Source organism: Okeania sp. SIO2F5 (genome assembly GCF_010692685.1).
In the GTDB taxonomy this organism is placed as follows: domain Bacteria; phylum Cyanobacteriota; class Cyanobacteriia; order Cyanobacteriales; family Microcoleaceae; genus Okeania; species Okeania hirsuta.
The window spans coordinates 56,462-81,168 of sequence record NZ_JAAHGU010000018.1; the positions used below are offsets into that span (position 1 = coordinate 56,462).

The 24,707-nt window shown below is 34.5% G+C and carries 14 protein-coding genes and 1 tRNA gene; 11 read left to right on the forward strand and 4 right to left on the reverse strand.

The genetic code is table 11. The annotated features are described in order from the left end of the window. The first annotated feature begins 400 nt into the window (after positions 1–400). The 4 genes from F6K27_RS09845 (at position 401) to F6K27_RS09860 (ending at position 8,123) form a co-directional block, all read left to right on the forward strand. Positions 401–1,939, forward strand: a complete 1,539-nt coding sequence (locus F6K27_RS09845) for a carboxypeptidase M32 (protein ID WP_287275714.1) — start codon at positions 401–403, stop codon at positions 1,937–1,939. Between the two features lie 611 nt (positions 1,940–2,550). Next, positions 2,551–3,348, forward strand: a complete 798-nt coding sequence (locus F6K27_RS09850) for a peptidoglycan-binding protein (RefSeq protein WP_287275717.1) — start codon at positions 2,551–2,553, stop codon at positions 3,346–3,348. 1,010 nt (positions 3,349–4,358) lie between these two features. Next, a complete protein-coding gene (gene amt, locus F6K27_RS09855; RefSeq protein ID WP_287275719.1) occupies positions 4,359–7,985 on the forward strand; it encodes an ammonium transporter in 3,627 nt (1,208 codons plus the stop codon). Between the two features lie 56 nt (positions 7,986–8,041). Continuing rightward, positions 8,042–8,123: transfer RNA gene (locus F6K27_RS09860), tRNA-Leu, on the forward strand. Between the two features lie 152 nt (positions 8,124–8,275). Here F6K27_RS09860 and F6K27_RS09865 read toward each other — a convergent pair. Next, entirely contained in the window at positions 8,276–8,956 is a 681-nt protein-coding gene (locus F6K27_RS09865) for an SDR family oxidoreductase (RefSeq protein ID WP_287275721.1), read from the reverse strand. A 454-nt stretch (positions 8,957–9,410) separates the two neighbouring features. Between F6K27_RS09865 and F6K27_RS09870 the strand changes: the two genes are divergently transcribed. Together F6K27_RS09870 and F6K27_RS09875 are read left to right on the forward strand one after the other, a co-directional pair. Continuing rightward, positions 9,411–10,316 (forward strand): glutaminase, encoded by a 906-nt coding sequence (locus F6K27_RS09870; RefSeq protein ID WP_287275724.1) that lies wholly within the window; start codon positions 9,411–9,413, stop codon positions 10,314–10,316. Between the two features lie 463 nt (positions 10,317–10,779). Beyond that, complete coding sequence (locus tag F6K27_RS09875; protein ID WP_161564534.1) at positions 10,780–10,944, forward strand: hypothetical protein; 165 nt, start codon at positions 10,780–10,782, stop codon at positions 10,942–10,944. A 517-nt stretch (positions 10,945–11,461) separates the two neighbouring features. On the opposite strand, the gene F6K27_RS09880 is transcribed toward F6K27_RS09875, so the two are convergent. Further along, entirely contained in the window at positions 11,462–11,944 is a 483-nt protein-coding gene (locus F6K27_RS09880; RefSeq protein WP_287275727.1) for a PleD family two-component system response regulator, read from the reverse strand. Positions 11,945–12,757: 813 nt separating this feature from the next. After that, the gene (argS, locus tag F6K27_RS09885) at positions 12,758–14,515 is read right to left on the reverse strand and encodes an arginine--tRNA ligase (protein ID WP_287275759.1); all 1,758 of its coding nucleotides are present in this window, start codon (positions 14,513–14,515) and stop codon (positions 12,758–12,760) included. Between the two features lie 521 nt (positions 14,516–15,036). Between argS and F6K27_RS09890 the strand changes: the two genes are divergently transcribed. Beyond that, the gene (locus F6K27_RS09890; protein ID WP_287275729.1) at positions 15,037–15,459 is read left to right on the forward strand and encodes a hypothetical protein; all 423 of its coding nucleotides are present in this window, start codon (positions 15,037–15,039) and stop codon (positions 15,457–15,459) included. 30 nt (positions 15,460–15,489) lie between these two features. Here F6K27_RS09890 and F6K27_RS09895 read toward each other — a convergent pair whose 3' ends face one another. Beyond that, complete coding sequence (locus F6K27_RS09895; RefSeq protein WP_287275732.1) at positions 15,490–16,701, reverse strand: DUF2330 domain-containing protein; 1,212 nt, start codon at positions 16,699–16,701, stop codon at positions 15,490–15,492. Positions 16,702–17,781: 1,080 nt separating this feature from the next. Between F6K27_RS09895 and F6K27_RS09900 the strand changes: the two genes are divergently transcribed. The 4 genes from F6K27_RS09900 to nusA all read left to right on the forward strand — a co-directional run bounded on the left by F6K27_RS09900 (position 17,782) and on the right by nusA (position 23,786). Further along, the gene (locus F6K27_RS09900) at positions 17,782–19,170 is read left to right on the forward strand and encodes a malic enzyme-like NAD(P)-binding protein (RefSeq protein ID WP_287275734.1); all 1,389 of its coding nucleotides are present in this window, start codon (positions 17,782–17,784) and stop codon (positions 19,168–19,170) included. Between the two features lie 544 nt (positions 19,171–19,714). Further along, on the forward strand, positions 19,715–21,163 hold the full coding sequence (locus tag F6K27_RS09905; RefSeq protein ID WP_287275736.1) for a hypothetical protein: 1,449 nt from the start codon (positions 19,715–19,717) through the stop codon (positions 21,161–21,163). A 481-nt stretch (positions 21,164–21,644) separates the two neighbouring features. Then, positions 21,645–22,106: a ribosome maturation factor RimP gene (gene rimP / locus F6K27_RS09910; protein ID WP_124145086.1), complete on the forward strand. Its 462-nt coding sequence runs from the start codon at positions 21,645–21,647 to the stop codon at positions 22,104–22,106. 381 nt (positions 22,107–22,487) lie between these two features. Further along, positions 22,488–23,786: a transcription termination factor NusA gene (gene nusA, locus F6K27_RS09915; RefSeq protein WP_287275739.1), complete on the forward strand. Its 1,299-nt coding sequence runs from the start codon at positions 22,488–22,490 to the stop codon at positions 23,784–23,786. Positions 23,787–24,707: the final 921 nt, after the last annotated feature.

Below are 24,707 nucleotides of genomic sequence, written 5' to 3' on the forward strand. Positions count from 1 at the left end.
AGGATAAAAAAAGAGAATATTCCTGATGTCAAACCTCCTGATTGCAGAGTTACTGTTAACGCAGTTCCTCCGTTAGGAGGCTAACTGATAACTGAAATGACCCACCGCCTTCTGTGAGATTGTACGTTACGCTACTGAACTGAAATGACCCACCGCGTTCTGTGGGATTGTACGTTACCCTCGCGCTCACACACCCTACTGAACTTCTGACTTATGAATTATAACTTCTGACTTCCGTGAAGAGCATGACGGAGGCTTTAGACCAAGCTTTTTGTTAAAAACTTGCATATACTTAAGTAGAATTAACTAAAAGACTCCTGATGATTGGCTAATATATAATACCCCACCGAATAAGTAAAAACATTAAATAAATCTAAAATTTTAGTATCATCTAGTCATCATGTCAACCCTCATTCCTTGTGAACCAAAATATCTAGAACTCAAAAACAGTCTCATCCAAATACGAGACCTAGAAGCCGCCGTCTCCATACTAAACTGGGACCAAACCACCTATATGCCCACCGGAGGCACTTCTGCCAGAGGACGACAAATAGCCACTCTCAAAGAACTTGCCCATGAAAAATTTACCGACCCATCCATAGGTCAACTCCTCCAAGACCTCCGCCCTTACGAACAAAGCCTCCCCTACGACTCCACCGAAGCTAGCCTGATCCGTGTTACTCGCCGAGACTACGAGCGCGCCATCCGAGTCCCTTCAGAATTCATGGCCAAATTTTGCCAACATCAAGCTACCGCCTACGAAGCATGGGTCAAAGCCAAATCTCTCAAAAACTTTTCCCTAGTACAACCATATTTAGAAAAAACATTAGACCTAAGTCGAGAACTAGCTTGCTTTTTCCCTCACAAACATATTGCCGATCCTCTCATTGACTTTGTAGACGAAGGCATGACAGTTTCCATACTTCGCCCTCTGTTTCGCGAACTACGCCAAAAATTATTACCCATAGTAGAAGCCATTACCTCCGGCCCACCTATCAATGATTTTTACCTCCGCCAATATTATCCAAAAGAACAACAACTTAAGTTTGGACGTACTGTGACAAAGCATATTGGCTTCGACTTTCAAAGAGGCCGACAAGACGAAACGCCCCACCCCTTTACTTCTAGCTTTTCAATTGGGGATGTTCGTATTACCACTCGCGTGTATGAAAATAACTGTACCGAAGCTCTATTCAGTACAGTCCACGAAGTAGGCCATGCTCTCTATGAGCAAGGTATTGCCCTAGAATTAGAGGGAACGCCCCTTGCTGAAGGAACCTCAAGCGGTATCCATGAAAGTCAATCCCGATTATGGGAAAATATGGTAGCTCGTAGTCGATGCTTTTGGGAATGTTTTTATCCCCAACTACAGGGTATTTTTCTCAAACAGCTTAGTTGTGTTTCTGTTTCGGAATATTATCAGGCTATTAATAAGGTTGTTAAGTCACCCATTCGTACTGATGCTGATGAAGTAACCTACAATCTCCATGTAATGATTCGATTCGATCTAGAGTTGGCCATGTTAGAAGGGAAATTAGCTGTTTGTGACCTTCCCGAAGCCTGGAATGAGCGCTATAAAAAAGATTTAGGTATAGTTCCCACTAATGATAGTGAGGGAGTCATGCAAGATGTGCATTGGTATGGTGAAATGATTGGCGGAATGTTTCAAGGCTATACTTTGGGTAATTTAATTGCGGCTCAAGTTTATGAAACTGCAGTGAAGTCTAATCCAGAAATTACTGTTGCTATTGAACAAGGTAATTTTACTCTTTTGCATAAATGGTTAAAGCATAATATTTATCAACATGGTCGCAAATATACTGCGAAAGAATTAATTGACAGAGTAACAGGTAAACCTTTAAGTATTGACCCATTTATTCGTTACATTCAAAATAAGTATAGTGATATATATTCTGTTAAATTAGCTCTTGTTGCTTGAGGGAAAGCAAATTTAAAATAAGGAATTGAAGTTAAAATTATTTTGGAAATAATCGAAATATAGCAATTCCCAAAAAGAGTGAGGTACAGTTGTTTTTCTTTTTTTCCGTCCCCTTTTTCTCGAATTACTACTCCCTACTCCCTAACACAAACGAATGCGCGTACCTCACTCCTTATGGGAATTGTTATATACAAATAAGAAATAATAATTTTGGATATTAGTATAAAAGATGTTAATATTAGTTAGGGCTTGCTGATTAAATCTAAAAGGATTGACATATTAAAGACAAGTGCCTTTTTGGGGCTTTTAAAAAGTACCTGGTATCACGTCTAAAACGCTCAAAAAGTTAGTATTTTAGGCGCATAGTTGGGCAGAAAAATCAAGGGACAAAACTTAGCTCCTACTTCTTCTAAATTCCCATTTCTCCTGTCTCCTGTCTCCTACCCCACCAAAAAGACTTTCCATACGCAAACCCTAATTATACAGTTATGATTAAATTTTTAGTCCCGCTCAATTTCAGCTAAAACTAGAACCGCAAACATCAGCAAAGTTATTGAAGAGAGACCAGGATTTTCAAACCAAAACTAAGTAATCATCACAATAATATTATTATGCGTATCCCTACTATTACTGCTCTATTAAGTTTAGTAGCTCTGTTTACTTTTACTCAAGGCAAAGCTGTTGCTTCCAAGAAAACAGAATCTTTAGTAACAGAAAAAGAAGAAGATTTAACTAGCAAGTCTAATTTAGAGACTTCCACTTCTGGTGAAAAAAATACTAACAAAAATAAACTGTGGCAAAGACAGAAAAATCACAACTTTCGGATACCCTTTATTGGTGGAAATATCAGATTTTTAGGTAAACCTGCTCAACCTGAATTATTCTCTAAACCATTCTATTCAGGTGCACCTAAAAAACAGAATAATCAAAAGAATATATCACAGGGTTCTCGAGGCGCAGAAGTCTGGGCAGTACAAAGACGTTTGCAAGCTAGAGGTTTCGACCCTGGAGCTGTAGATAGTGTGTTTGGTACTCGCACCAAAGAAGCAGTAAAAGCTTTTCAAAAGTCTGTGGGTTTAAGTGTAACAGGTATAGTTAATGAAGCTACTTGGACATCTCTGGGTAAACCCTCATTTGCCTCTCGTCAACCCACTCAAAGAGAAAAACCATCAATCTCAAGGCAAAACCCACCCATCCAAATAGAAAAGATATTAGCAAAAGGAGACAAGGGGTCTAAAGTTAAAACCTTACAAATTCGTTTAGAAACAATGGGTTTTAATCCGGGTCCAATTGATGGTTTTTTTGGAAGAAAAACCACAGGGGCAGTTAAAAAATTTCAAAAATATAAAGGAATTAAGGTTAGTGGTATAGTGGATCGAAAGACTTGGGAAGCTTTCAGCGAGAAGTAAAATACTCAAACTTTTACTGTCTTGCAATAGACTGCTTATCTAACCATAATTTTATCAAAAATATGCCCACTTTATATAAAGCAATCAGCGAAAAACTAAAAATTGCTGATTGCTTTGTTTTATGTATGAATTTATTAAGTAGGTAGGTAAAATGATTTTTATATTTACAACTAATACCAAATCGTATTTACTAAAGCAACATTTTAAAAAATTAAGGTATGTGCCTAGAGAGGACTTGAGTATTGAAATAATTAGTAGCTAATAACTGAATTTTACATCAAAAATACAATATATTGCAGGTTTATGATGTACAGATTATCCAATTATGATTTTAATAAATGAATATTATTATTCTACCGTTAGACATTACTTACTTGAAAAGTACTGTATTTGATTTTCTGTTCCCTACTTACAAATATTAAATTAATTTTGCACAGGTACTTACTTTTTCTGTTCTAAATTAGTGGTAAACAATTAATAATTCGCAATTAACAATTACCTTACATGAAAACTATAGAATTGAATAAAATGATTTTTTTCTGTTCTCTTAGTCGATTGGATATGGCGAGGAGACCCGAAGAGTGTAGAGCAGCTCCGCTTTTTCCTAGGTCATGCTAGCCAAATATGTCGGCGATCGCTTTAGCTACTGGGACTTTAGCAAAAAATCAATTAAAAATAGCCTTGAATCCTTACTGTGTAATTCTTTAACGTCAAAATAGCCTATTTATTGATATATCTAAGTTTTCCTGCGGAATGCTACGCAAAGAGCCATTTTTAACCTGTTGATGTATTTTCCTTGCTAATGTTGAATTTGAAGCCATTTTCACCGTCAACAATATCAAAGTCCCGCTACTCTGTAAGAGCTGATTTTTCAACTTAGCTAAAACCCTTATTTCATCTAACTCTCAGGGATTTAGGTATGATTGGGCTATAACTCCAAAAACCTTTGTATTGCAAGGAATTCAGCCTCTTAATATTTACTTGATAAATCAGCTCTAAGATCCGAAGCCATGCATGGAAAATCCATTTTAGGGATTATTTTATTCTTGCTGACCCTGGCATTAACTATTTTACATGGGTCACTAACAGATAAATATATACAAAATCATCAATTATCAAATCAGATAAAAAAAGGTACAATACAGCAAATTTATAATTTAGACTTAGAAAATTCTTACTTTTATCAATCCCCAGAATTACAGTTTATAGAACCCCAAAATTTTCATAATACTCAAACTGTTATTCCTAGAAAAAATCAATCCAGACTGAAAAATATATCAACTTCCCCATCTCAACCTACCTACGAAGCAATTGATATTTTGTGGATATTACTTTGTTCTGGGTTAGTATTTATCATGCAACCTGGATTTATGTGTTTAGAGTCAGGACTCACCAGGTCAAAAAATAGCATTAATGTTGCTATTAAAAACTTCACTGATTTTGGTATTTCAGTTGCCTGCTTTTGGAGTTTTGGATTTGCCTTCATGTTTGGGTCTTCATCTTCTGGAATAATTGGCCATAGTAAATTTTTCCTGGCAACCAATCTACAACCTTTTGACGCAGCCTTCTTTTTATTTCAAGCAATGTTTTGTGGCACAGCTACGACTATCGTTTCTGGTGCAGTAGCTGAACGCATGAAGTTTGCCTCCTATCTATTTGTCGCCTTCCTAGTTTCAGGTCTGGTCTATCCCATATTTGGTCATTGGGTTTGGAATGGAGTTGACACTGGTGTATTAATAGGTTGGCTTGGGCAAGGTGGTTTTGTTGACTTTGCAGGTTCGAGTGTTGTCCATAGCATTGGTGGATGGGTTTCTCTCGCGACTTTATTAATTATTGGTCCTCGAACAGGCAGATTTCCTCCTGGTCGTCCACCAGAAAAAATTCATGGTTCTAATTTACCCCTATCAGTTTTGGGGGCAATGCTAATTTGGTTTGGTTGGTTTGGGTTTAATGGTGGAAGCACCCTGGTATTAAATGGACAGGTAGCGGGCATTATTGTGAATACTCTTCTTGCGAGTGTAGGAGGAATGTTGACTACTCTTGGCGTAGGTTGGTATATCAGAAGAATACCCAGTGTTGAACTACTAATTAATGGTACTCTTTCTGGTTTAGTTGGCATTACAGCAGCTTGTCATGCTGTTACAGCTTTTTCTGCCATTTTCATTGGTGTTATTGCTGCCATAGTCACTATGTTGGTAGAGCAAGCTTTAGAAAAAATTCGAGTCGATGATGCTGTTGGAGCTATTCCAGTTCACCTTGGTGGAGGTATTTGGGGAACATTAGCAGTAGCTTTTTTTGGGAAGGCGGAGGTTTTAGATACTGGTCTTAGTTTTAGCCAACAATTGACTGTTCAGTTATTAGGAATTTTTGCGGCTTTTCTATTAGGATTTTGTTTGGTATATCCAATTTTATTCATTACAAATAAACTTTATGTTTTCCGAGTTTCACAAGCAGATGAACATATCGGTTTAAATGTTTCGGAGCATTGGGCTAAAACAGAAATATTAGATTTATTTAGAGTAATGGATTCTCAAGCTCGTACACAAGATTTAAGTTTGCGAGTGCCTGTAGAACCTTTTACAGAAGTAGGTCAAATTGCAAATCGCTACAATCAGGTAATGGATATTTTGGAGGAAGTTACTGCGAGAAATGATGCCATTATCAAAGTAGCAACAGATGCAATTATTACTTTTACTAACCCAGAGCTTGAGATTATTAGTATAAATCCTAGTGCCTCGGCAATTTTTGGCTATGAAAATCAAGACTTAATAGGGAGGTCTATTTATCAAATATTTGACTTTACTATTAATCCATTGACTATGGAAAAAATGGATACCAAACATTTATTAACTGAAGTAGAAGAATTAACTGTAGAAACATTAAAACTATGGATTAATCCAGATTTGATATTTTATCAAAGTTTAGAAATTAAAAATTATTGTTATGTGTTTGATTTGCAAGATATTCAACCGGAAAATTGGCAATCTTTTTTTCCTAGCTTTTTGCATTTACTAGAGGAAAATTTAGTAGATATTCAAACAGAGTCGGAGCTACAAAAAAAAAGCGATAAACAACATTATTATATAGAACAACTGATATCTAAAATTGCTGACAGTGGAAACCTTTACGAATTAGTTGGTATCCGTGCAGATGGTTCCCTATTTCCCATGGAAATTGCACTCAGAGAAGTAAAATTTAATCAAAAAACTTTCTACACAGGAACTTTTAGAGATATTACAGATAGAAAGGAATCAGAAATAAAGCTCAAGGAAAATGAGCAAAGATTTCGGAGTTTATCTAGAGCTACCTTTGAAGGGATTATGATTCATGAACAAGGAAAAATTGTAGAAATAAATATCGCTGCTGCCCAAATGTTTAGATATGAATTATCAGAAATGATTGGAATGAATACCTTTGATTTAATAACCCCAGAATATCAGGATTTCGTATTAGAAAAAATTGCTTCTGGATATGAAAAACCTTATGAAGTAGTTGGAGTAAGAAAGGATGAGTCTACTTTTCCTTTAGAAATAGAGGCTAAAATATTTTTTTATCGTGGTAATAAAAATAGAGTAGCGGCCTTAAGAGATATTACTGAAAGGAAACTAGCAGAGGCAGCATTGCGGGAAAGTGAGGAAAGATTTAGATCTGTAATGGAACAAGCTGCAGATGCTTTTATTATCTATGAAATGAATGGCAAAATTTTTGATGTTAATCAAAGTACCTGTAAAAGTTTGGGATATAAACGTGAAGAATTATTGAATTTATATATAGAAGATATTGAGGTAAATTTTTTATCAGAAAAGATGTCTGAAAAGTGGCAAAATTTAATTCCTGGTACACCAATGACTATAGAGGGAATTCATCGTCGCAAAAATCGTACAACTTTTCCAGTAGAGATACGTTTGGGTTTATTAAAAGCAGGGAATGGTAAATTAATATTGGCTCTTTGTCGTGATATAACTGAGCGTAAAAAAGCAGAAGCAGCTTTGCTCCTAGAACAGGAAAAGTCAGAAAAATTGTTGTTAAATATTCTGCCGAAACCTATTGCTGATAGATTGAAAGAAGGTGATAGTACAATTGCAGAAGGATTCGCAGAAGTTACAGTTTTATTTGCAGATTTAGTAGGGTTTACTGAATTAGCAGGTCGTGCCACTCCTCAAAGATTAGTTTATTGGTTGAATGAGATTTTTTCCAGGTTTGATTTATTGGCAGAAAAATATGGTTTGGAGAAAATTAAAACTATTGGTGATGCTTATATGGTCGTGGGTGGGTTGCCAGACCCAATGGAAAATCATGCTGAGGCGATCGCTCTAATGGCTATAGATATGCTGAAGGAAGTAGCCCATTTTGCTAATGAACAGGAACAAAACTTTAATATTCGTATTGGTATAAATACTGGCCCAGTCGTCGCTGGTGTTATTGGACGTAAAAAATTTATATACGATTTATGGGGTGATACTGTGAATATTGCTAGTCGTATGGAGTCTCACGGTATACCAGGTGTTATCCAAATAACAGAACAGACCTATGAGATTTTACAGCACAAATTTTTATTTGTGGAACGGGGATTTATTGATATTAAGGGCAAAGGTTACATGAAGACTTATATTTTGCAGGGGAAGAAAGAGTTATAATAAAAAATTGTCAGTCATTGCAAAAATTTCTGATTTGTGTGTTATATTAAAATTATGCGGATGTGGCGGAATTGGTAGACGCGCTAGATTTAGGTTCTAGTTTCTTCGGAAGTGGGGGTTCAAGTCCCTTCATCCGCATTTAACTGAAGAAGGAAGAAGTAAGAAGGAAAAAGTTGATGGGGATTAAAACCCCAACCAATTTTAAACACTGCTTATGAGGTGCGGGGTATGAGACCCAAAAGAAAAAGATAAAAAAATGGTAATATCGTAACTTTCTAGAAATATCAGACTTAAGACACAGTTAAAGGCATTCCATTATCACTAGGTTTGAGCTTCAACAAAAAAGGAACAGCTTTCTTTACCCAAGACTGCACAGGAGTACATGACTTTGCTGCCTCCCCAAAACAAATATCTAACATCTCAGTATGAATAACTCCAGGGTTGAGAGGAATAGCGGCCATTCCTGACGGTAATTCTTGGGCTAAAGTACGGGTCAAACCCTCAATTGCCCATTTTGAAGCGCAATAAGGCCCTACTTGTGGAGAAGTGGAACGTCCCCACCCAGAACTAAAATTAACAATTATTCCGCTCTTTCTAGAAATCATAGCGGGGAGAAAATGACGCATCACATTTGCCACACCCTTAATATTAATATCAATTAATTGGGAAAATTCCTCACTATCAACTTCCCAAACAGACCCTGGTTGATTAATTATAGCGGCATTATTTATTAATAAATCTGGCGGTGAATAATGACTTAATGTTTTAGTTACCCACTCTCGCACATAATTTTCATCTGCTACATTCACAGAAGTAAACTGATGTGGATTACCATATTTAGTAGTTAATTTTTCAACAGCAGATGCAGAACGAGCACAACCAATAATAGTATGACCTAATCTAATAAATTCATCGGTCATAGCTCTACCTAAACCACGGCTAACTCCTGTAATAACAATGACCTTTTTCATCGGGTATATATATTTTTTTACTTAACTCTTATTATAATTAAATTCCGTTCTAATTGAAGAAGGAAGAAGGAAGAAGGAAGGAGTAAGAAGTAAGAAGGAAAAAGTAGATAGGGACTCAAACCCCAACCAATTGCAAACACAGTGTAGACAGCGGTTCAACAATTAATCATTAACAATTACCTCTCCTTGAAAAGAAGAGGATTGAAGAAAAGGAATTTTTGTTCTTTTTTTTTCCTTGAAAAGAGAGGCTTTAAACCTTAATTATTCGGTAATTAAACCCAAAATAAAGGGTGCATTTAAATTTTGAATAAAGCCAAAAAATTATCGCTTTTAGGCAACAGAACCGAAAGGCAACAAGCAACAGGAAATAGATAAGAAAAAAGTATTTTTGCAAATATTGAGATGCACCAAAAATAAAAATATAACAATAATAAAACCCGATCATAATTTAATAATGTTAGCCATTGACAAACAACAATTAGCAGCTTGGGTAGAAACAGCATTAACTCAAACAAAATTAGGTACTTTACCTACTTATATTCCTTCACTTGCTGAAGCTAACCCTAATAATTTTGCCATAGTTTTACAAAGTATTGAAAATCCGATTATCTCATTAGGTAATGTAGAAATAAAATTGCCTCTAATGAGTACAATTAAACCTTTTTTACTCTTGTATTTATTATGTGAGTTTGGTAGTGATTTTGTATTTAAAAGAGTGGGAATAGAACCTTCAGAAAAGCCTTTCAATTCTTTAGAACAACTGGAAATTGATGGGGGATGGCCAAGAAATCCAATGATTAATAGTGGAGCGATCGCTTTATCATCGTTACTACCAGGAAATACTGCTCAAGAGCGCTGTGAAAATTTTTGTTCTTGGCTTAACAAGTATGGAAAATGTCAATTATTTTTAGATACAAATATATTAACTTCTGTTAGGTCTTTACCTAATCATAATAATCAAGCTATAGCTGAAAAATTGGTAGAAGCGGGTTATATTCAAAACTCGAAAATTGCTCTAGATACTTATAATCAAATTTGTTGTTTATCTGGCACAATTTTTGATTTTGCTAATCTAGGAATGTTGTTAGTAAAATATCCTTACTCTAAGTGGAAAAAACACTGTTGTGCAGTTAAAGCGCTAATGACTACCTGTGGTTTGTATGAAGCATCAAGTTGTTATGCTGTAAAAATAGGAATTCCAATTAAGTCTGGTGTAAGTGGAATTGTTTTGGGAGTAGTTCCTAGTACAGGAATAATTGTTTGCTATAGTCCTCCTCTAGATAAACAAGGAAATTCTGTAGTAGGTTTATTTCTCTTAGAGCTAATTTCTCAAAATTTACATTTAAGTGTCTTTTACTAATAAAAGTGTAATTAACGTCAGTTCGGATTAAGAGCAGTTATTTAACCTGGAATAATCTGAAACTATATAATCATGTTGAGCGGATGGTAGAATTAGCAACTATAGAATCAGGCTTTTAATTTATCCTGAATTCAGGTTAATTAGTTTTTCGTAAATAAAAAAATGAATCTATTTATGACCGAGTACCTTATTAATCTAGTATAATTTGGCTGTTATCTAATTTCAATATATAGATAAAAGACCAAATTATATTCAATCTTAAAGCTTTATTCTATAAGCTTTTTTCGACTAAAATCTCAGTACATTTTTTAACAGTAAGTTTCATCGAAATATATCATGCAGGTAGAGGAGTAAATTTTTATTACCTAAAACTCTAAGTTTTGTCTCTCATTGAACTGAAAAAGACTATATATAGCAATCCTACAGCGGTTTTCATTTCGGTAGACCACAGTAGAGACGTTCCATGGAACATCCCTACAGGGGGCGTGATTATGACGATGTGGTTCATCAATATGAAAAGCGCTGTAAATCATTCTTGTTGAAGAGGCAAGAAGCAAGAAGGAAAAAGGAAAAAGTAGATGGGGACTCAAACTCCAAGCAATTAGAGTTGTTGGGAAATAAAAATTGAACAATGCTCAAAGGCTTATTCTATAAGGTTTTCAGTATCTTAGGACTGAAAAACGCTATAAACTTTGACTAATAAGGGTTTTAGCCATTTTTTTAGCTTAATTCCCAACAACTCTATTATAAACACTGTGTAGAAGGCAGGGTATTAAACCCAAAAGAAAAAAAATAATTTTATTGCTTCGGTGTTTCTCATTCCCTAAAGTCTACAATATCTCACAACTCAAATAAGATTGCTGTATATCAACCAACTCACTCCAACAAGCCCGGTCTAGAAAAGCGAAAAAGCTTATAGTTAAAGTGCTAATTGCTGTATATCAATTAATTTAGAGTTTGAATATTCATCTTGAGACGCTCCCTGTAATCAAATCATTTTTCAACAATAAAAACTCTCCAATTATCTTACTTTGTTTCTTATGTCCTCAAGGATTTAATTCACTGTTAATATTTTAAATCTAAATCCTGAATAAATCTTTGCTTAATTGATTAGCTGTCAATTTTTCGAGCAACTTATTGGCAAATTAAGTTGTACAAAATTCATAACAATTAGACTTAGATTCTATTTCTGGGGATAAAATTCTGATACAACCCTGTTTATAAAGAAACTGGTCACTATATTTAGGATTCACATTGGCAATGATATTAAACCTTGCCATTATTGCCATTAACTCAGATTTTTTTATAGGTTTGCTTATATAGCCATTAGCCCCTTGTTTCATCGCCCAATATACATCAACTTCTTTGTTTTTACTAGAGAAAAAAACTACAGGTATATTCATAATTTTAGGTTCTGATTTAATTTGACGACAAACTGAATAGCCATTCATTTTTGGCATAATAATGTCTAAAAGCACTAAATCAGGATGTTCTAGTTTGATTTTTTCTAGTGCTTCTAAACCATCACTTGCCAGTATAATATTTAATCCCATCTTAGTAAGAAAGTATGAACCGAGTTTTCTGACAATTTCGCAGTCATCTACGATTAAGACTGTTTTTTTTACCATGATTATATAGTGAAGCTAATGTATAGTTACCAAACTTAATTGAGGTGTAGATTTAGCACCCATGAATTGGGTGATTTAATACTTGCACTCCTGACTGTTTTCCCAATTGCAGAATGTTAAATTAATCGATTCAGTTAATAATGAAATTTTTAACTAAGAAAATATTAATATTATTAACCTAGTTTCATGATTTTTTGGTAGAGCATACAATCGTATCTACCTGTAATTATAATACACCTTTTAGATAGAAAATCAGAAGTTTTAGAACTGATTTATAAAGTAAATATTAAGAGGCTGAATTTCTGATTGTAGGCCAGTAAAGTAGAAATTTATGAGACCTAGATAGCATCAGAGTTTTCCTGCGGAATGCTGCACAAACAGCTCAGTTAATAAATCAGGTCTTACCGAAGTTTGTGAAGTACAGTAAGCATTCAGCATTCAGTTATTAGAAGTCAGCCATAAAAATGAAAGACGAATTTGGCACATTAGTCAATATAATTCTTGGTGAAAAAATATAGAGGTAGTCCTATAGGTAGTATTTATAGCAATAGCCAGAGCGGTTAAGACATAGACTGATGAATCTTAAACTAGGCAATGTTTTTCCCACTGTTCTCAGATCCGGTTTTCCCTGTTCCCTGTTATAGTTTGATGTATTTTTATCCAGACTTTCAATTATCATTCAGTCTCTGAATACTGATTTAAACTTGATTTCGCCAAAAGCTATCATCAGTTAAGAGTTAATAAATGATAGCTAAATACCGATAAATTACATTCTTTCTAAAACAGAAATAATGATAGCTGAATACTGATAAATCACATTCTTTCTAAAACAGAAATTCCCAGCAAAGATAATCCCAACTTTAGAGTTCTAGCTGTCAAGTAACACAACAATAATCTAGAAGTACGCAAAGGTTCTTCTGAAGTTAACACTGGGCAATTCTCAAAAAATTGATTAAACTTTCCACTCAATTCATATAAATATTCACAAAGACGATTAGGCAACAGTTCAACAGCTACCATATTTAACACTTCATTCAACAACAATAGATGTTTTCCTAATACCAATTCTTGCTCATCTTTCAAGATTATTTTGCCATTCTCTCTCAAATTTTCAAACTCAATTTCTCCCTTCCGAGCAATTCCTTGAACCCGCACATAAGCATATAATAAATAAGGAGCAGTATTTCCATTCAAAGCCAACATTTTATCGAAACTAAAAACATAATTACTATTCCGATTTTGACTCAAATCTGCATACTTAACCGCACTCAAACCAACAATCTTAGCTATATTTTCAATAAACTCATCACTCTCCGAACGATTCTCCTCTTCCAGCCTCTTTTTCAAATCATTCCGCGCCCGATTTATAGCCTCATCTAATAACTCTTTTAACCTGACAGTTTCCCCAGAACGAGTCTTTAACTTCTTCCCATCTTCTCCTAATACCAAACCAAAAGAAACATGAACAACTTCCACATTTTCTGGAATCCAACCAGCACGTTTTGCCACTTGCCAAACTTGAGCAAAATGATTAGCTTGACCAGCATCCGTAACGTAAATTAATCGCTTTGCACCCTCCTTTTCAATCCGATGACATAAAGCAGCTAAATCAGTAGTTGCATAATTATAACCACCATCAGATTTTTGTACAATTAATGGTAAACGCTCGCCTTCCTTATTAGTAAATCCCTCCAAAAATACACATTGAGCACCATTATTTTCCTCCAATAAACTTAACTTATTTAATTCTTCCACAACCCCAGGCAACATAGAATTATAAAAAGATTCTCCCCGCTCATTTAACTCAATATCAAGTAAGTCATAAATAACTTGAAATTCTCTGCGAGATTGATTACATAAAAGTTGCCAAGCATAACGACTATCCTCTGCACCAGCTTGCAAATTTACTACTTCTTCTCTCGATTTTTCCTTAAAAATTTCATCTTCATCAAACCTTTTTTTTGCCTTTCGATAAAAAGCAACTAAATCTCCTATATCTAAAACATCAGCAGTTTTTAAAGCTTCCGGAAAAGCTTCTCGTAAATAAGTAATTAACATTCCAAACTGAGTACCCCAGTCTCCCACATGATTTAACCTAAGTACATCATGTCCCTGAAATTCTAGAACCCTTGCCAAAGAATCTCCAATAATTGTTGAACGTAAATGTCCAACGTGCATTTCTTTCGCAATATTGGGACTAGAAAAATCAATGACAACTCGCTGTGGATTTTTTGTCGGGGGAATATTAAGTCGTTCATTTTTGATAATCTGTTGTAAATTAACTTCTATATATTCTGGTTTGAGGGTAATATTGATAAATCCTGGTCCAGCAATTTCTGGAGGCTTACATATATCGGTAATATCAAGCTTTTCGATAATTTGAGTAGCGATCGCCCTTGGTTTATCCTTTAATTTCTTAGCTAAAGACATTGCTACGTTACATTGATAATCTCCAAATTTGGGATTACTAGCTGGAACGACCATTGGATCTGTATTGGCTAAATCTTGACCAAAAGCAGCAACTATAGCTTTGTCGAATTTACTTTTGAGTTGTTCAAGAGTAGAGTTAATCATTATGTTTAATGTTGAAGATTTTAAACTTTTATAGATAATAACTTTCTGCTGTGGAAAAAAGTACTGATATCTGATAGACTCATTCTGAATATTTAAGTAGGTAGGTAAAATCATTTGTAGATTTACTACTCATACAAAATATGCCAGACTAGGGTGATTTTCAAAAAAATTGAAATTTAGGTAATTAGGGGATAATAAATAGATTTAGTATTCAGATATATTTTCTGTTCCCAGATTTAGTATTTTATACCTCGATTAAATGTTAAATTAATTTGGCACAGATACTTATCTAATCCAATTAATTTTTCTTGGCTGCTAGTATTTCAAGTGTAGTATAAGTGTAGTTTTTGAATTTATATGGATTCTGGATGTAGAATCTCCAATTTGACTTGAGATATTTAGATTAGCAATAATTATCTTATAGTTTTGTAATTTTAATAATGAATATAAAAAAAATATAAGCGTACCATTTTAAGAAATGTTAAGATGGTAGGTAATAATACTTGAGGACATTAATTATGTTATCTAAGCCGACTTTTGACGATCATTCCCTAAGTGAATCTTTTTATCAAACACTCATTAATCTTTTCTATGAATCTTTAAGTCTTTCCACTCAATCCTTATTAGGTGAATGTAGTTTTGGCTTTGCTCCCGACTCCAAGGGAGTCAAAACTTTTTTTATTATCGCTCCTTCTATATTAGATGCAGATCGACTAATTCAAGATCTTGACAGTCTCAAAAATCGAGTAATGTCTTTAATGGGAGGAGTAGGCAAACTTGGTATTTGTGTCAATCCATTGAAAGAAACAGAGGAGATTAATTCTCAGAATCACGAAGAGGAAAAATTTAGAGATTGTGTTGATGAACCCCGAAATTTTTTACCACAGTATATGATGTGTAAAATTTTTCCTATAGACTTATCCAATCAAAATCTAGATTAATTTTTCCATCCAGTTAGATACTTTTGATATCTAAAACTTTTTAAATATTTTTTTTAGTTCAACCTCCGAAATAACTTTGCCGGAAGGATTTTTAATTTTAACTTTGTCGTTAAAATCATCGCTACCTTCATTGTATTTAATTGGTAACAATATATATCTTCCTTGATAGAGAGTTTTATCGGAGGTAATCGTAAATTCTAAATCCTGATTATAAGTATTCTTTGTATACTGTAAATGTAATCTAGTGATAAATGCTTGTTCGTAGTTCATACCCAACTCATTCAACTCTTGAGAATTGAGCGGTATTGTATTACACGGGTCACAAAAACCTGTATCCCAAGCATATTCTATGACCGCAATTTCTTTGTTTGTAGCTTGAATAGTTGAAGTCAACAACTCTCGATAAAATTCGCCAAATTTTGACTCTATATTTAGTGGTACATCAAAGTTACTAGGAATCACCACATTTTCATAATTACTAACTTCAGCACGACCTGTTTCACTCAAAAAATAAACGATGATATTCTGAGTATCCTCTGAGTTAATTTTTCCTAATTGAAAAGGTAACATAATCTGAGGATAATTCTTAACAGTAAACTGAAGAGGTCTTAAATTTTGAAAACCTAGTTTTTCTTGTGCTTCTAAGTTAACCCTTACCACAAAAAAGAAAAGTTTCTTATTAATATAAGGTTGCAGATATTTAGCAGCACCTCTAGGAATTTTATACTGATTTTCCCTTAACCAATTTTCCAAAGAATTAGACTCTGTTGCACTTAAAATAACAATATCATATTCTCCCGCCGTGAAGCTTTCTATAACTCTTACATTTTCACGAGGAAATCCACCTCTAACTCCCCCACCTCTAAGACCACCTTCTTCATCATAGCCCTGATAAGAATCATATTCAACTAACCTAGGAGCAGTAAAATCATCTAAGCGTTGAAAAAGTTTTGGTGAAATAACTTTTACATCTTGCTTTTTGAGTACAACTGGTACTGGTAAAATCAGAGCAAACTCTTCAGGTTCCCCCTTATAATCAAAAGCTAAACTATAAGTTGTTTGATTGTCTTGATGAGCGATCGCCACTTGTGAGCGGTTATTAAACATTTCAGCATCAACTTTTGCCACAAAAAAGCCACAAAAACTTCTAACTTTTTTGACATCTATAGACATAGAAACTAATATTAAGCCTCCTACTATAGATAATTTGATGATTTTTTTTAGTCTTCGTTTTAAGAACATACCATTCAATAATGGATAATGGATAATTGATAATTGATAATTGATAATTGCCTCTCCCTAAAACAAAGAGGATTGAATAAAAGGAAAATTTTTTATTTTTTCTCCTTTAAAGGAGAGGCTTTAAAATTTAATTATTCAGTAAAGAAATATAGGAATTTTCAAATTAGTAAGATAAACAAGTTTCGGATATATGATGCCAGGGAAAAACGACAAAGATAGAAACTAATATTAAGCTTCCAACTCTAGAGAATTTAGTGATTTTTTTCAGTGTGACTTAGTAGAATATATCAGTCAAGAAATACTAATCTAGCTTCACATACTTTTGGCATCAAACAGTCATAGTTTCCATCTCAAATTTTTTCTCTTCCCAAAATCAGGAAATTTTCCAACTATTTTTCACCTCTCTAAAGATAGAAACCAATATTCACCTTTCAACTCTAGAGAATGTGGTGATTTTTTTCAGTATGACTTATACCAAGCGTGAAAAAATAATGTTACAAAACTCTAGTTATAAAGTCTCCAATATCTCACAACTAAAATCATATTACTATATAAGTCAAGAAATATTAATCTAGCTTCACATACTTTTGACATCAAACAGTCATAGTTTCCATTTCAAATTTTTCCTCTCCCCAAAAATCGGCAAATTTCAAGAGTTTTTTTGATAAAATAACACCCACTAAATCTTTTCAAGTCGCAGAATTTCATATCCTAATATTCTTCATAAATTTACAACTTGTAGCAACCTGAAGATTATCTATTTTATATAGAAATCAGGAATCAGTTATGATACTTGAGGCATTCTTTGAAAGCATAGAATATGATAACTGGCGTATTCATATATACTCATTTTTTTCTTCATCCCTTTTACCTGTTCCCTGTTCCCTACTCTTGGAGAATAACTATATTTTAGTCAACTTTGTTAGACAATTTTTTTGTGGTTAATAGTGGTTAATAGAAAAAACCATTATTGAAGAAATGAAGAAAATCCTGACTAAACCCAAGAAATGCTAAATCGCAACTTAATATTAACTACGATGACACTAAAATCTAGAACTCAAAACCTAGAAAAAACCCAAAATGGTAGAACTAACACCTAATCCTTCATTTAGTCTAACAATTCGCCTCGAAACTCCTAACCGCACCGGAATGTTGGCCAGTGTAACCCAAGCCATCGCATCAGAAGGAGGCAATATAGGCCATATTAACTTACTAGAGCAAAGTCGCCGAATTACACTTAGAGAAATTACAGTCGATGCCTATAGTACCGAACATTCCGAGAAAATTGTCCAAGCGGTTAAAGCATTAGCAGAAATCAAAGTAGTTGATGTCTACGACAGAACCTTCAATTTACATCGTGGTGGTAAAATAGCAGTTCAAGGTAAAATGCCATTAAAGTCTCAATCTGACCTATCAATGGCCTATACCCCAGGAGTAGGCAGAATATCTAAAGCAATTGCAGAAGACCCCGAACAAATCTATAAACTCACTATTAAACAAAATACAGTTGCCATTGTTACAGATGGTAGTGCAGTTTTAGGACTAGGTAATCTAGGTCCAGGAGGAGCTTTACCAGTAATGGAAGGTAAAGCAATGCTATTTAAAGAATTTGCTGGAGTAGATGCTTTTCCGGTCTGTCTCGCTACTCAAGATACTGATGCTATTATCGAAACAGTTAAAAATATTGCTCCTGTATTTGGAGGAGTAAACTTAGAAGATATTGCTGCCCCTCGTTGTTTTGAAATAGAAGCCAAACTACGCCAAATATTAGACATTCCAGTATTTCATGATGACCAACACGGTACCGCAATAGTTAGTTTAGCTGCATTGATTAATGCTTTAAAGTTGGTCAAAAAATCTATAGAAGATATTCGTATTGTGATTAATGGAGCTGGTGCTGCAGGAATAGCGATCGCTCGTTTGTTACGCAAAGCAGAGGCCAATACTATATGGTTATGTGACTCTAAAGGTATAGTATCAAAAGATCGTACAGGTTTAAACCCAGAAAAACAAGAATTTGCTGTTGAGTCTTCAGGTACTCTAGCAGATGCTTTGGTAGACGCTGATGTATTTTTAGGCGTAAGTGCTCCAGGAGTTGTTACCCCAGAAATGGTCCGTTCTATGGCTAAAGACCCTATAGTATTTGCTATGGCTAATCCTATTCCAGAAATACAACCAGAGTTAGTTATAGGAGATGTGGCAGTTATGGCCACAGGTCGCAGTGATTACCCAAATCAAATTAATAATGTTTTGGCATTTCCCGGTATATTTCGCGGTGCTTTAGACTGTCGTGCCACTACTCTTACTTCTACAATGTATTTAGAAGCTGCTAGAGCGATCGCCTCATTAGTCAAAGCTTCAGATCTAGACAAAGAACATATTATTCCTTCAGTCTTTGATACTAGGGTCGCTACTGCTGTGGCAGGAGCAGTGGCCCATGCTGCTCGCCAAGAAGGAGTAACCATTTAAAAGCTTTTAGATTTTTAAAATATAAATATCTTTAAGAAGTAAACATATCGCTATCTGTACCAAATAGTGAGTAGTGAGACCTCAGGGTCTCATTTTTTCTTGAATTTTTTTTGATTATTTTTTTTCAGAAAGTTACCAATAGTAACAATTTGATCAATATTTGCTGCAAATAACTAGGTTATTTTTTAGGAATCAGTGGTAGGGGAACCGTCGGATTGGCGACGTACACAATGAATAGCTTTGATACCATTTACTAGGTCAGAATTTATCTTTGTATTCCAAAGGACATCTCCTGTCAAGTCTTTTAACTGCTCTGATTATTCATAACATTCTTTTTCCACCCTTGATATAAAGTGTGATTTATCAAAAAATTAAATATTGTAGAGCAGTTTCAAACCTATCCCAATCTGAAAAAATATAAAATATAACAGGGAACAGTGGGAAAAACATTTCCCCTTATTTCGATTCATCTCATCATCACTCTATGTCCTAACCTACCTGTTTATTGCTTGCTATATATCAAAATAAATAAATCAAATCATCAATGGTAACTACAAAAAAGATTCGTCGGAAAACTCGTAAAGTTCCAATATTTGAAAGAATGATGGCATTTTTAGCCCTAGTAAATTTTATTCTAGTGCTATTTAACATCAGCTATATTACCTTTCGTGATTTTTATTTTGAGCAAATCCCAATGCTCACAAAAAGATACGACCCAATAAAGGGAATTGAATCTAATAGAGATACAGAAAAATACTTAGATCATTTGGAAGAACTGGAAACGAAAATACCTCAAGGTGCTGATTCTTTAATAGTACAAGAAGAGTTGGCAGAATTACGAGAACTTAGCATAGAAATGATCGATCAAAATCCTTTCGCCGTTGCCAACAAAAGTGGCTCTTTAGAAAAAATAAAAAATAGAATAAGGGATAGAATTCCTAATTCAGAAGATTCTGCAAAAGAATCATTTCAAACCTTCTGGAGTCAAGAATACTTAACAAAAAATGGATGGATTGAAGAACTGGAATGGTTTGAAACAGAAATCAAACCATTAATTGCTAAAAACTATTATCGTGGCATCGGTGAAAGTGGAGGACTAGCTGATTATTTTGGCATAATTGACCTACCATTCATCATTATATTTGGTATTGAATTTCTAGGCAGAACATTTTTAATTAGTCGTCGTTATCCTAGCGTGAATTGGCCAGAAGCGATGCTCTGGCGTTGGTACGATATTTTTCTACTATTACCATTTCTACAGTTTTTACGGATAATTTCTCTAACAATTCGCCTCAATGATGCTCAAATTATAGACCTAGAAACAATTAGGGCACAAGCTAGTCGAGGTTTTCTTGCTTCTATTGCTCAAGAACTAACAGAAGTAGTAATAATACAAGTAATTAATCAAGTGCAAAAAGATGTCAAAACAGGAGAATTAGCAAAGCAAATATTTTCCTCTCAACAAAAAACTTATATCGATCTAAATAACATTAATGAAATCGAAGCGATCGCTACTAGATTAGTGCAAGTAACTGTCTGCAAAGTAATACCTCAATTACAAGCAGATATAGAAGCTCTAATTCGTTACAATGTAGAAAAAATAATTGAAGAATTACCAGTTTTTCATAGATTTCAGCAAATACCAGGAGCTGAAAATTTAGCAAACCAACTATCAGAAAGATTAATTAAAGAATTATCCAATATTGCTACCGAAGGACCCCAAAATGCTTATGAAACAATTAAAATAGCAATGGCAGATCCAGTAGGAACAAAATTATCTAACCAGCTAGTTCAAAACTTCGGTAAAGCACTAAGTACAGAATTACAACAAGAACACACATTAGAAGAACTTCAATCCTTAGCATCAGCTTTTCTTGAAGAAGTAAAAATTAACTATGTGATGCGAATGAGTGAGGAAGATGTCGAAAAAATTCTAGAACAAACCAGACAACTACAGCTTAAAGCTAATCAACCCCAAAATAATATAAGCTAATACCGTTTCACGGAAATCAAAAGTCAAAAGTCAAAAGTTAAAAGTTAAAAGTAAGATTTAATAGACAGAAAACTTTGACGTTTAAAGTATTGAAACGTATTATTTGACATGATAACTTTGAAACTATTTGTGACATCCTTAAAGTGAAATGGTATAAAAAGTTAATTGCAATCGGAGAAAAAATTAACTTGCTTCTCAACAAAAAATATGATATACTAATGAATTAATAGTTTAATAGAGCTAATTTAGTAGGGAAAACCTATCCCAATTCTCAACTTGTAAAATGAGTAATGAAAAAGTATCATAACTCTTACAGGAAGTAGAATTTAAAGTTAACAAAGCAGTTGTTGCTATTCGACAAGGCAAAATCAAGAAAGCCTCGTCTAAGCGAAATTTGTATAATCTGTAAAGGATTTAAGTTAATGTTAACAATTGTTAACGGGGAGTGGGTGAAGCCCACTTTTTTTGTTGCATTTGTCCTATGAGTCATCCATTAATACCACAAATCATCAATTTTGCTACCCCTATTGCCGAGTCCCTAGGATTGGAATTAGTAGGAGCAGTATTTCATACAAATCAGCATCCTCCAGTGCTGCGTTTGGACATTCGGAACTTTCATCAAGACACAGGTTTAGATGATTGTGAACGTATGAGCTATGCCATAGAAGAATCACTAGACGCAGCAAATATTATTTCTGAACCATATTTACTAGAAATATCCAGTCCTGGTATTTCTAAATTTTTGGATAATGACCGAGATTTCATTGCCTTTAAAGGGTTTAGCGTTACGGTAAATACTTCCGAACCCTATAAAGGTAAAAATCAGTGGATAGGGCAACTGGTTGGTCGCGATCAAACAGCAATTTACATTAACCAAAAAGGACGACAAGTAACTATTCCACGCTCTCTAATTATGACTGTTGAATTACAGGAAGGAAGGTAATTAGGGTTTGCGCTTCACTAGTCTTTTGTTAAGGGTAGGAGTCAGGAGTCAGTCCTCAGGAGTCAGAATAAATGGGAATTATAGAGGAGGTAGTCGGAATAATTTTCCCTTGATTTTTCTACCCTTGTCTGCCCAAAATCCTAACTTTTTGGTAGCTCAAGCTTAAAAAGTTGCACTTTTTTTCAGTATAAAAAGGCTGAAGCTTTTATCTGTACTTGTTCTTCTTTTCTTGTTTTTTCAATTCTCAAAGTTTAAGCTCTCGAAAAAACAAAAAATACTTCACTTGAATACCTAAATTATTAATATCCTAATCTCACAAGGATGAAAAAAAAACTCGCCTCATAGTACAAAAACTTAGAAAAATAATAGAGGATAAAAATTATGTCAATGGTTAATTTGCCTGGACTTAAAGATATGATCGAAGGTATTAGTAAAGAGCGCAATTTACCAAAACAAGCAGTTCAAGCTGCTTTACGTGAAGCTCTACTAAAAGGATATGAACGCTACCGACGCACTCAACGTCTAGATGGAATTCATTTCACAGATGATTACTTTGACAACTTTGAAGTAGAGTTGGATGTAGAAGAAGAAGGATTTCGAGTATTGGCCACTAAAACCATTGTTGAAGAAGTAACCAATCAAGACCACCACATAGCTCTGAAAGAAGTTATAGAAGTAGCTCCAGAGGCCCAGTTAAATGATACCGTATTCTTAGATGTCACACCAGAACAAAATGAATTTGGTCGTATGGCCGCTATCCAGACCAAACAAGTATTAGCTCAAAAACTACGGGATCAGCAGCGCAAGATGATTCAAGAAGAATTTCAAGATTTAGAAGGCGAAGTTCTTCAAGCAAAAGTCCTAAGATTTGAAAGACAATCAATTATCTTATCTGCAACTAGTGGTTTTGGTAGACCAGAAGTAGAAGCTGAACTACCTAAGAGAGAACAATTACCCAACGATAACTACCGTGCTAATGCCACATTCAAAGTTTATCTCAAGCGAGTATGTGAAGGCTCAACTCGTGGGCCTCAGTTACTTGTATCCAGGGCTGATGCTGGTTTAGTAGTTTATTTATTTGCAAATGAAGTCCCAGAAATTGAAGATGAGATAGTGAGAATTGTAGCAGTAGCCAGGGAAGCAAATCCGCCATCCCGATATGTTGGCCCGAGGACTAAAATTGCAGTTGATACTCTAGAAAGAGATGTAGATCCTGTCGGAGCGTGCATTGGTGCGAGGGGATCGAGAATTCAGGTAGTTGTGAATGAACTGAGGGGAGAAAAAATAGATGTGATTCGCTGGTCTCCAGATCCTGCAACTTATATTTCCAATTCCCTTAGTCCAGCTAGAGTAGACGAAGTTCGTTTAATCGATCCAGAGGAAAGGAGAGCGCATATTTTGGTATCTGAGGATCAACTTAGTTTGGCTATAGGTAAGGAAGGACAAAATGTCCGTCTGGCCGCTCGCCTCACTGGCTGGAAAATTGATATTAAGGACACTGATAAATACGATCATGCTGAAGAAGATAGCAAAATAGCAGTTGAAGTTTCTCATCGGCAAGCATTAGCTGAACAAGAAGAAAACAATACTGAGGAATTAGAGTTAGAAAATACAGATTTTGACGATCCAGATAATTATTCTGAAGTTGATGAAACTGAATATCCTGTGGAATTAACTTAAATATTAAAGATTATAATTTCAGAGATAGAGTTAATTATTTACAATCAAAATCATATCGGTTTGCAACTTCAAAAAGCAAGTATTCATTAGAGTTGTATGGCATTAAAAAAATAAAACTGTAAACCAAATTAATATGAAGTTGCATAGAATAATATTTTAATCAGAGTTGACTATAGATTAAGACAGACGAATTAATAAATTTCATAATTCTGTGCAACATAACATAAAATTGGTATAAAACCTAAAACCTCATTTTGTGCAACATAACATAAAATTGGTGTAAGTTTTTAACTATTGCTAATTAAGAAGTTATCTGGATTTTGCTATACCAGGCGCGATCAATGTTTGTTTGTTACAAATACTTAGGGTGTTGATAGTAATCAGTAGTTACCGAGGTTAGGTCTTAAGCATTTCTTGGAATGAGGCTTGATTTTTAGCTCTTTAATACATTATGGGTAAAGTTCTTACTTCACTTTGATTGTTTGTATAGCAGAAGGAAGAAGAAAAGACCTAAAGGCCGAAAAATCTTCGTTATCTGAGTTTTAAACTTTTGATATGTCCGCCCCCTTTCCTTCGACTGCTATAGCATTCATAATGAAAATTGGTACAATACCAATTTTCATAATTAATTTATCCGCAAACCGCTATGATTACAATTCATTTAATCTACTATCATAGAATTAAATAATTAAAAGCTTTTATTCAGATAAACTGTTGACTTTAGATTGATAAAAGTAGCTACTCTTAGTATTAATTTGTGCAATAATTTATCATTTTCTTTGTGGGTTTAATACCCCACCGTCAACGGGGGTGTTCACGCATTACTTGGGGGAGCGTAGACGCGGAGCGGCAGGTCGTTGACTATCCCCATGTAATTTTCCTCCTGTCTCCTGTCTCCTGTCTCCTGTCTCCTTCTTCAAT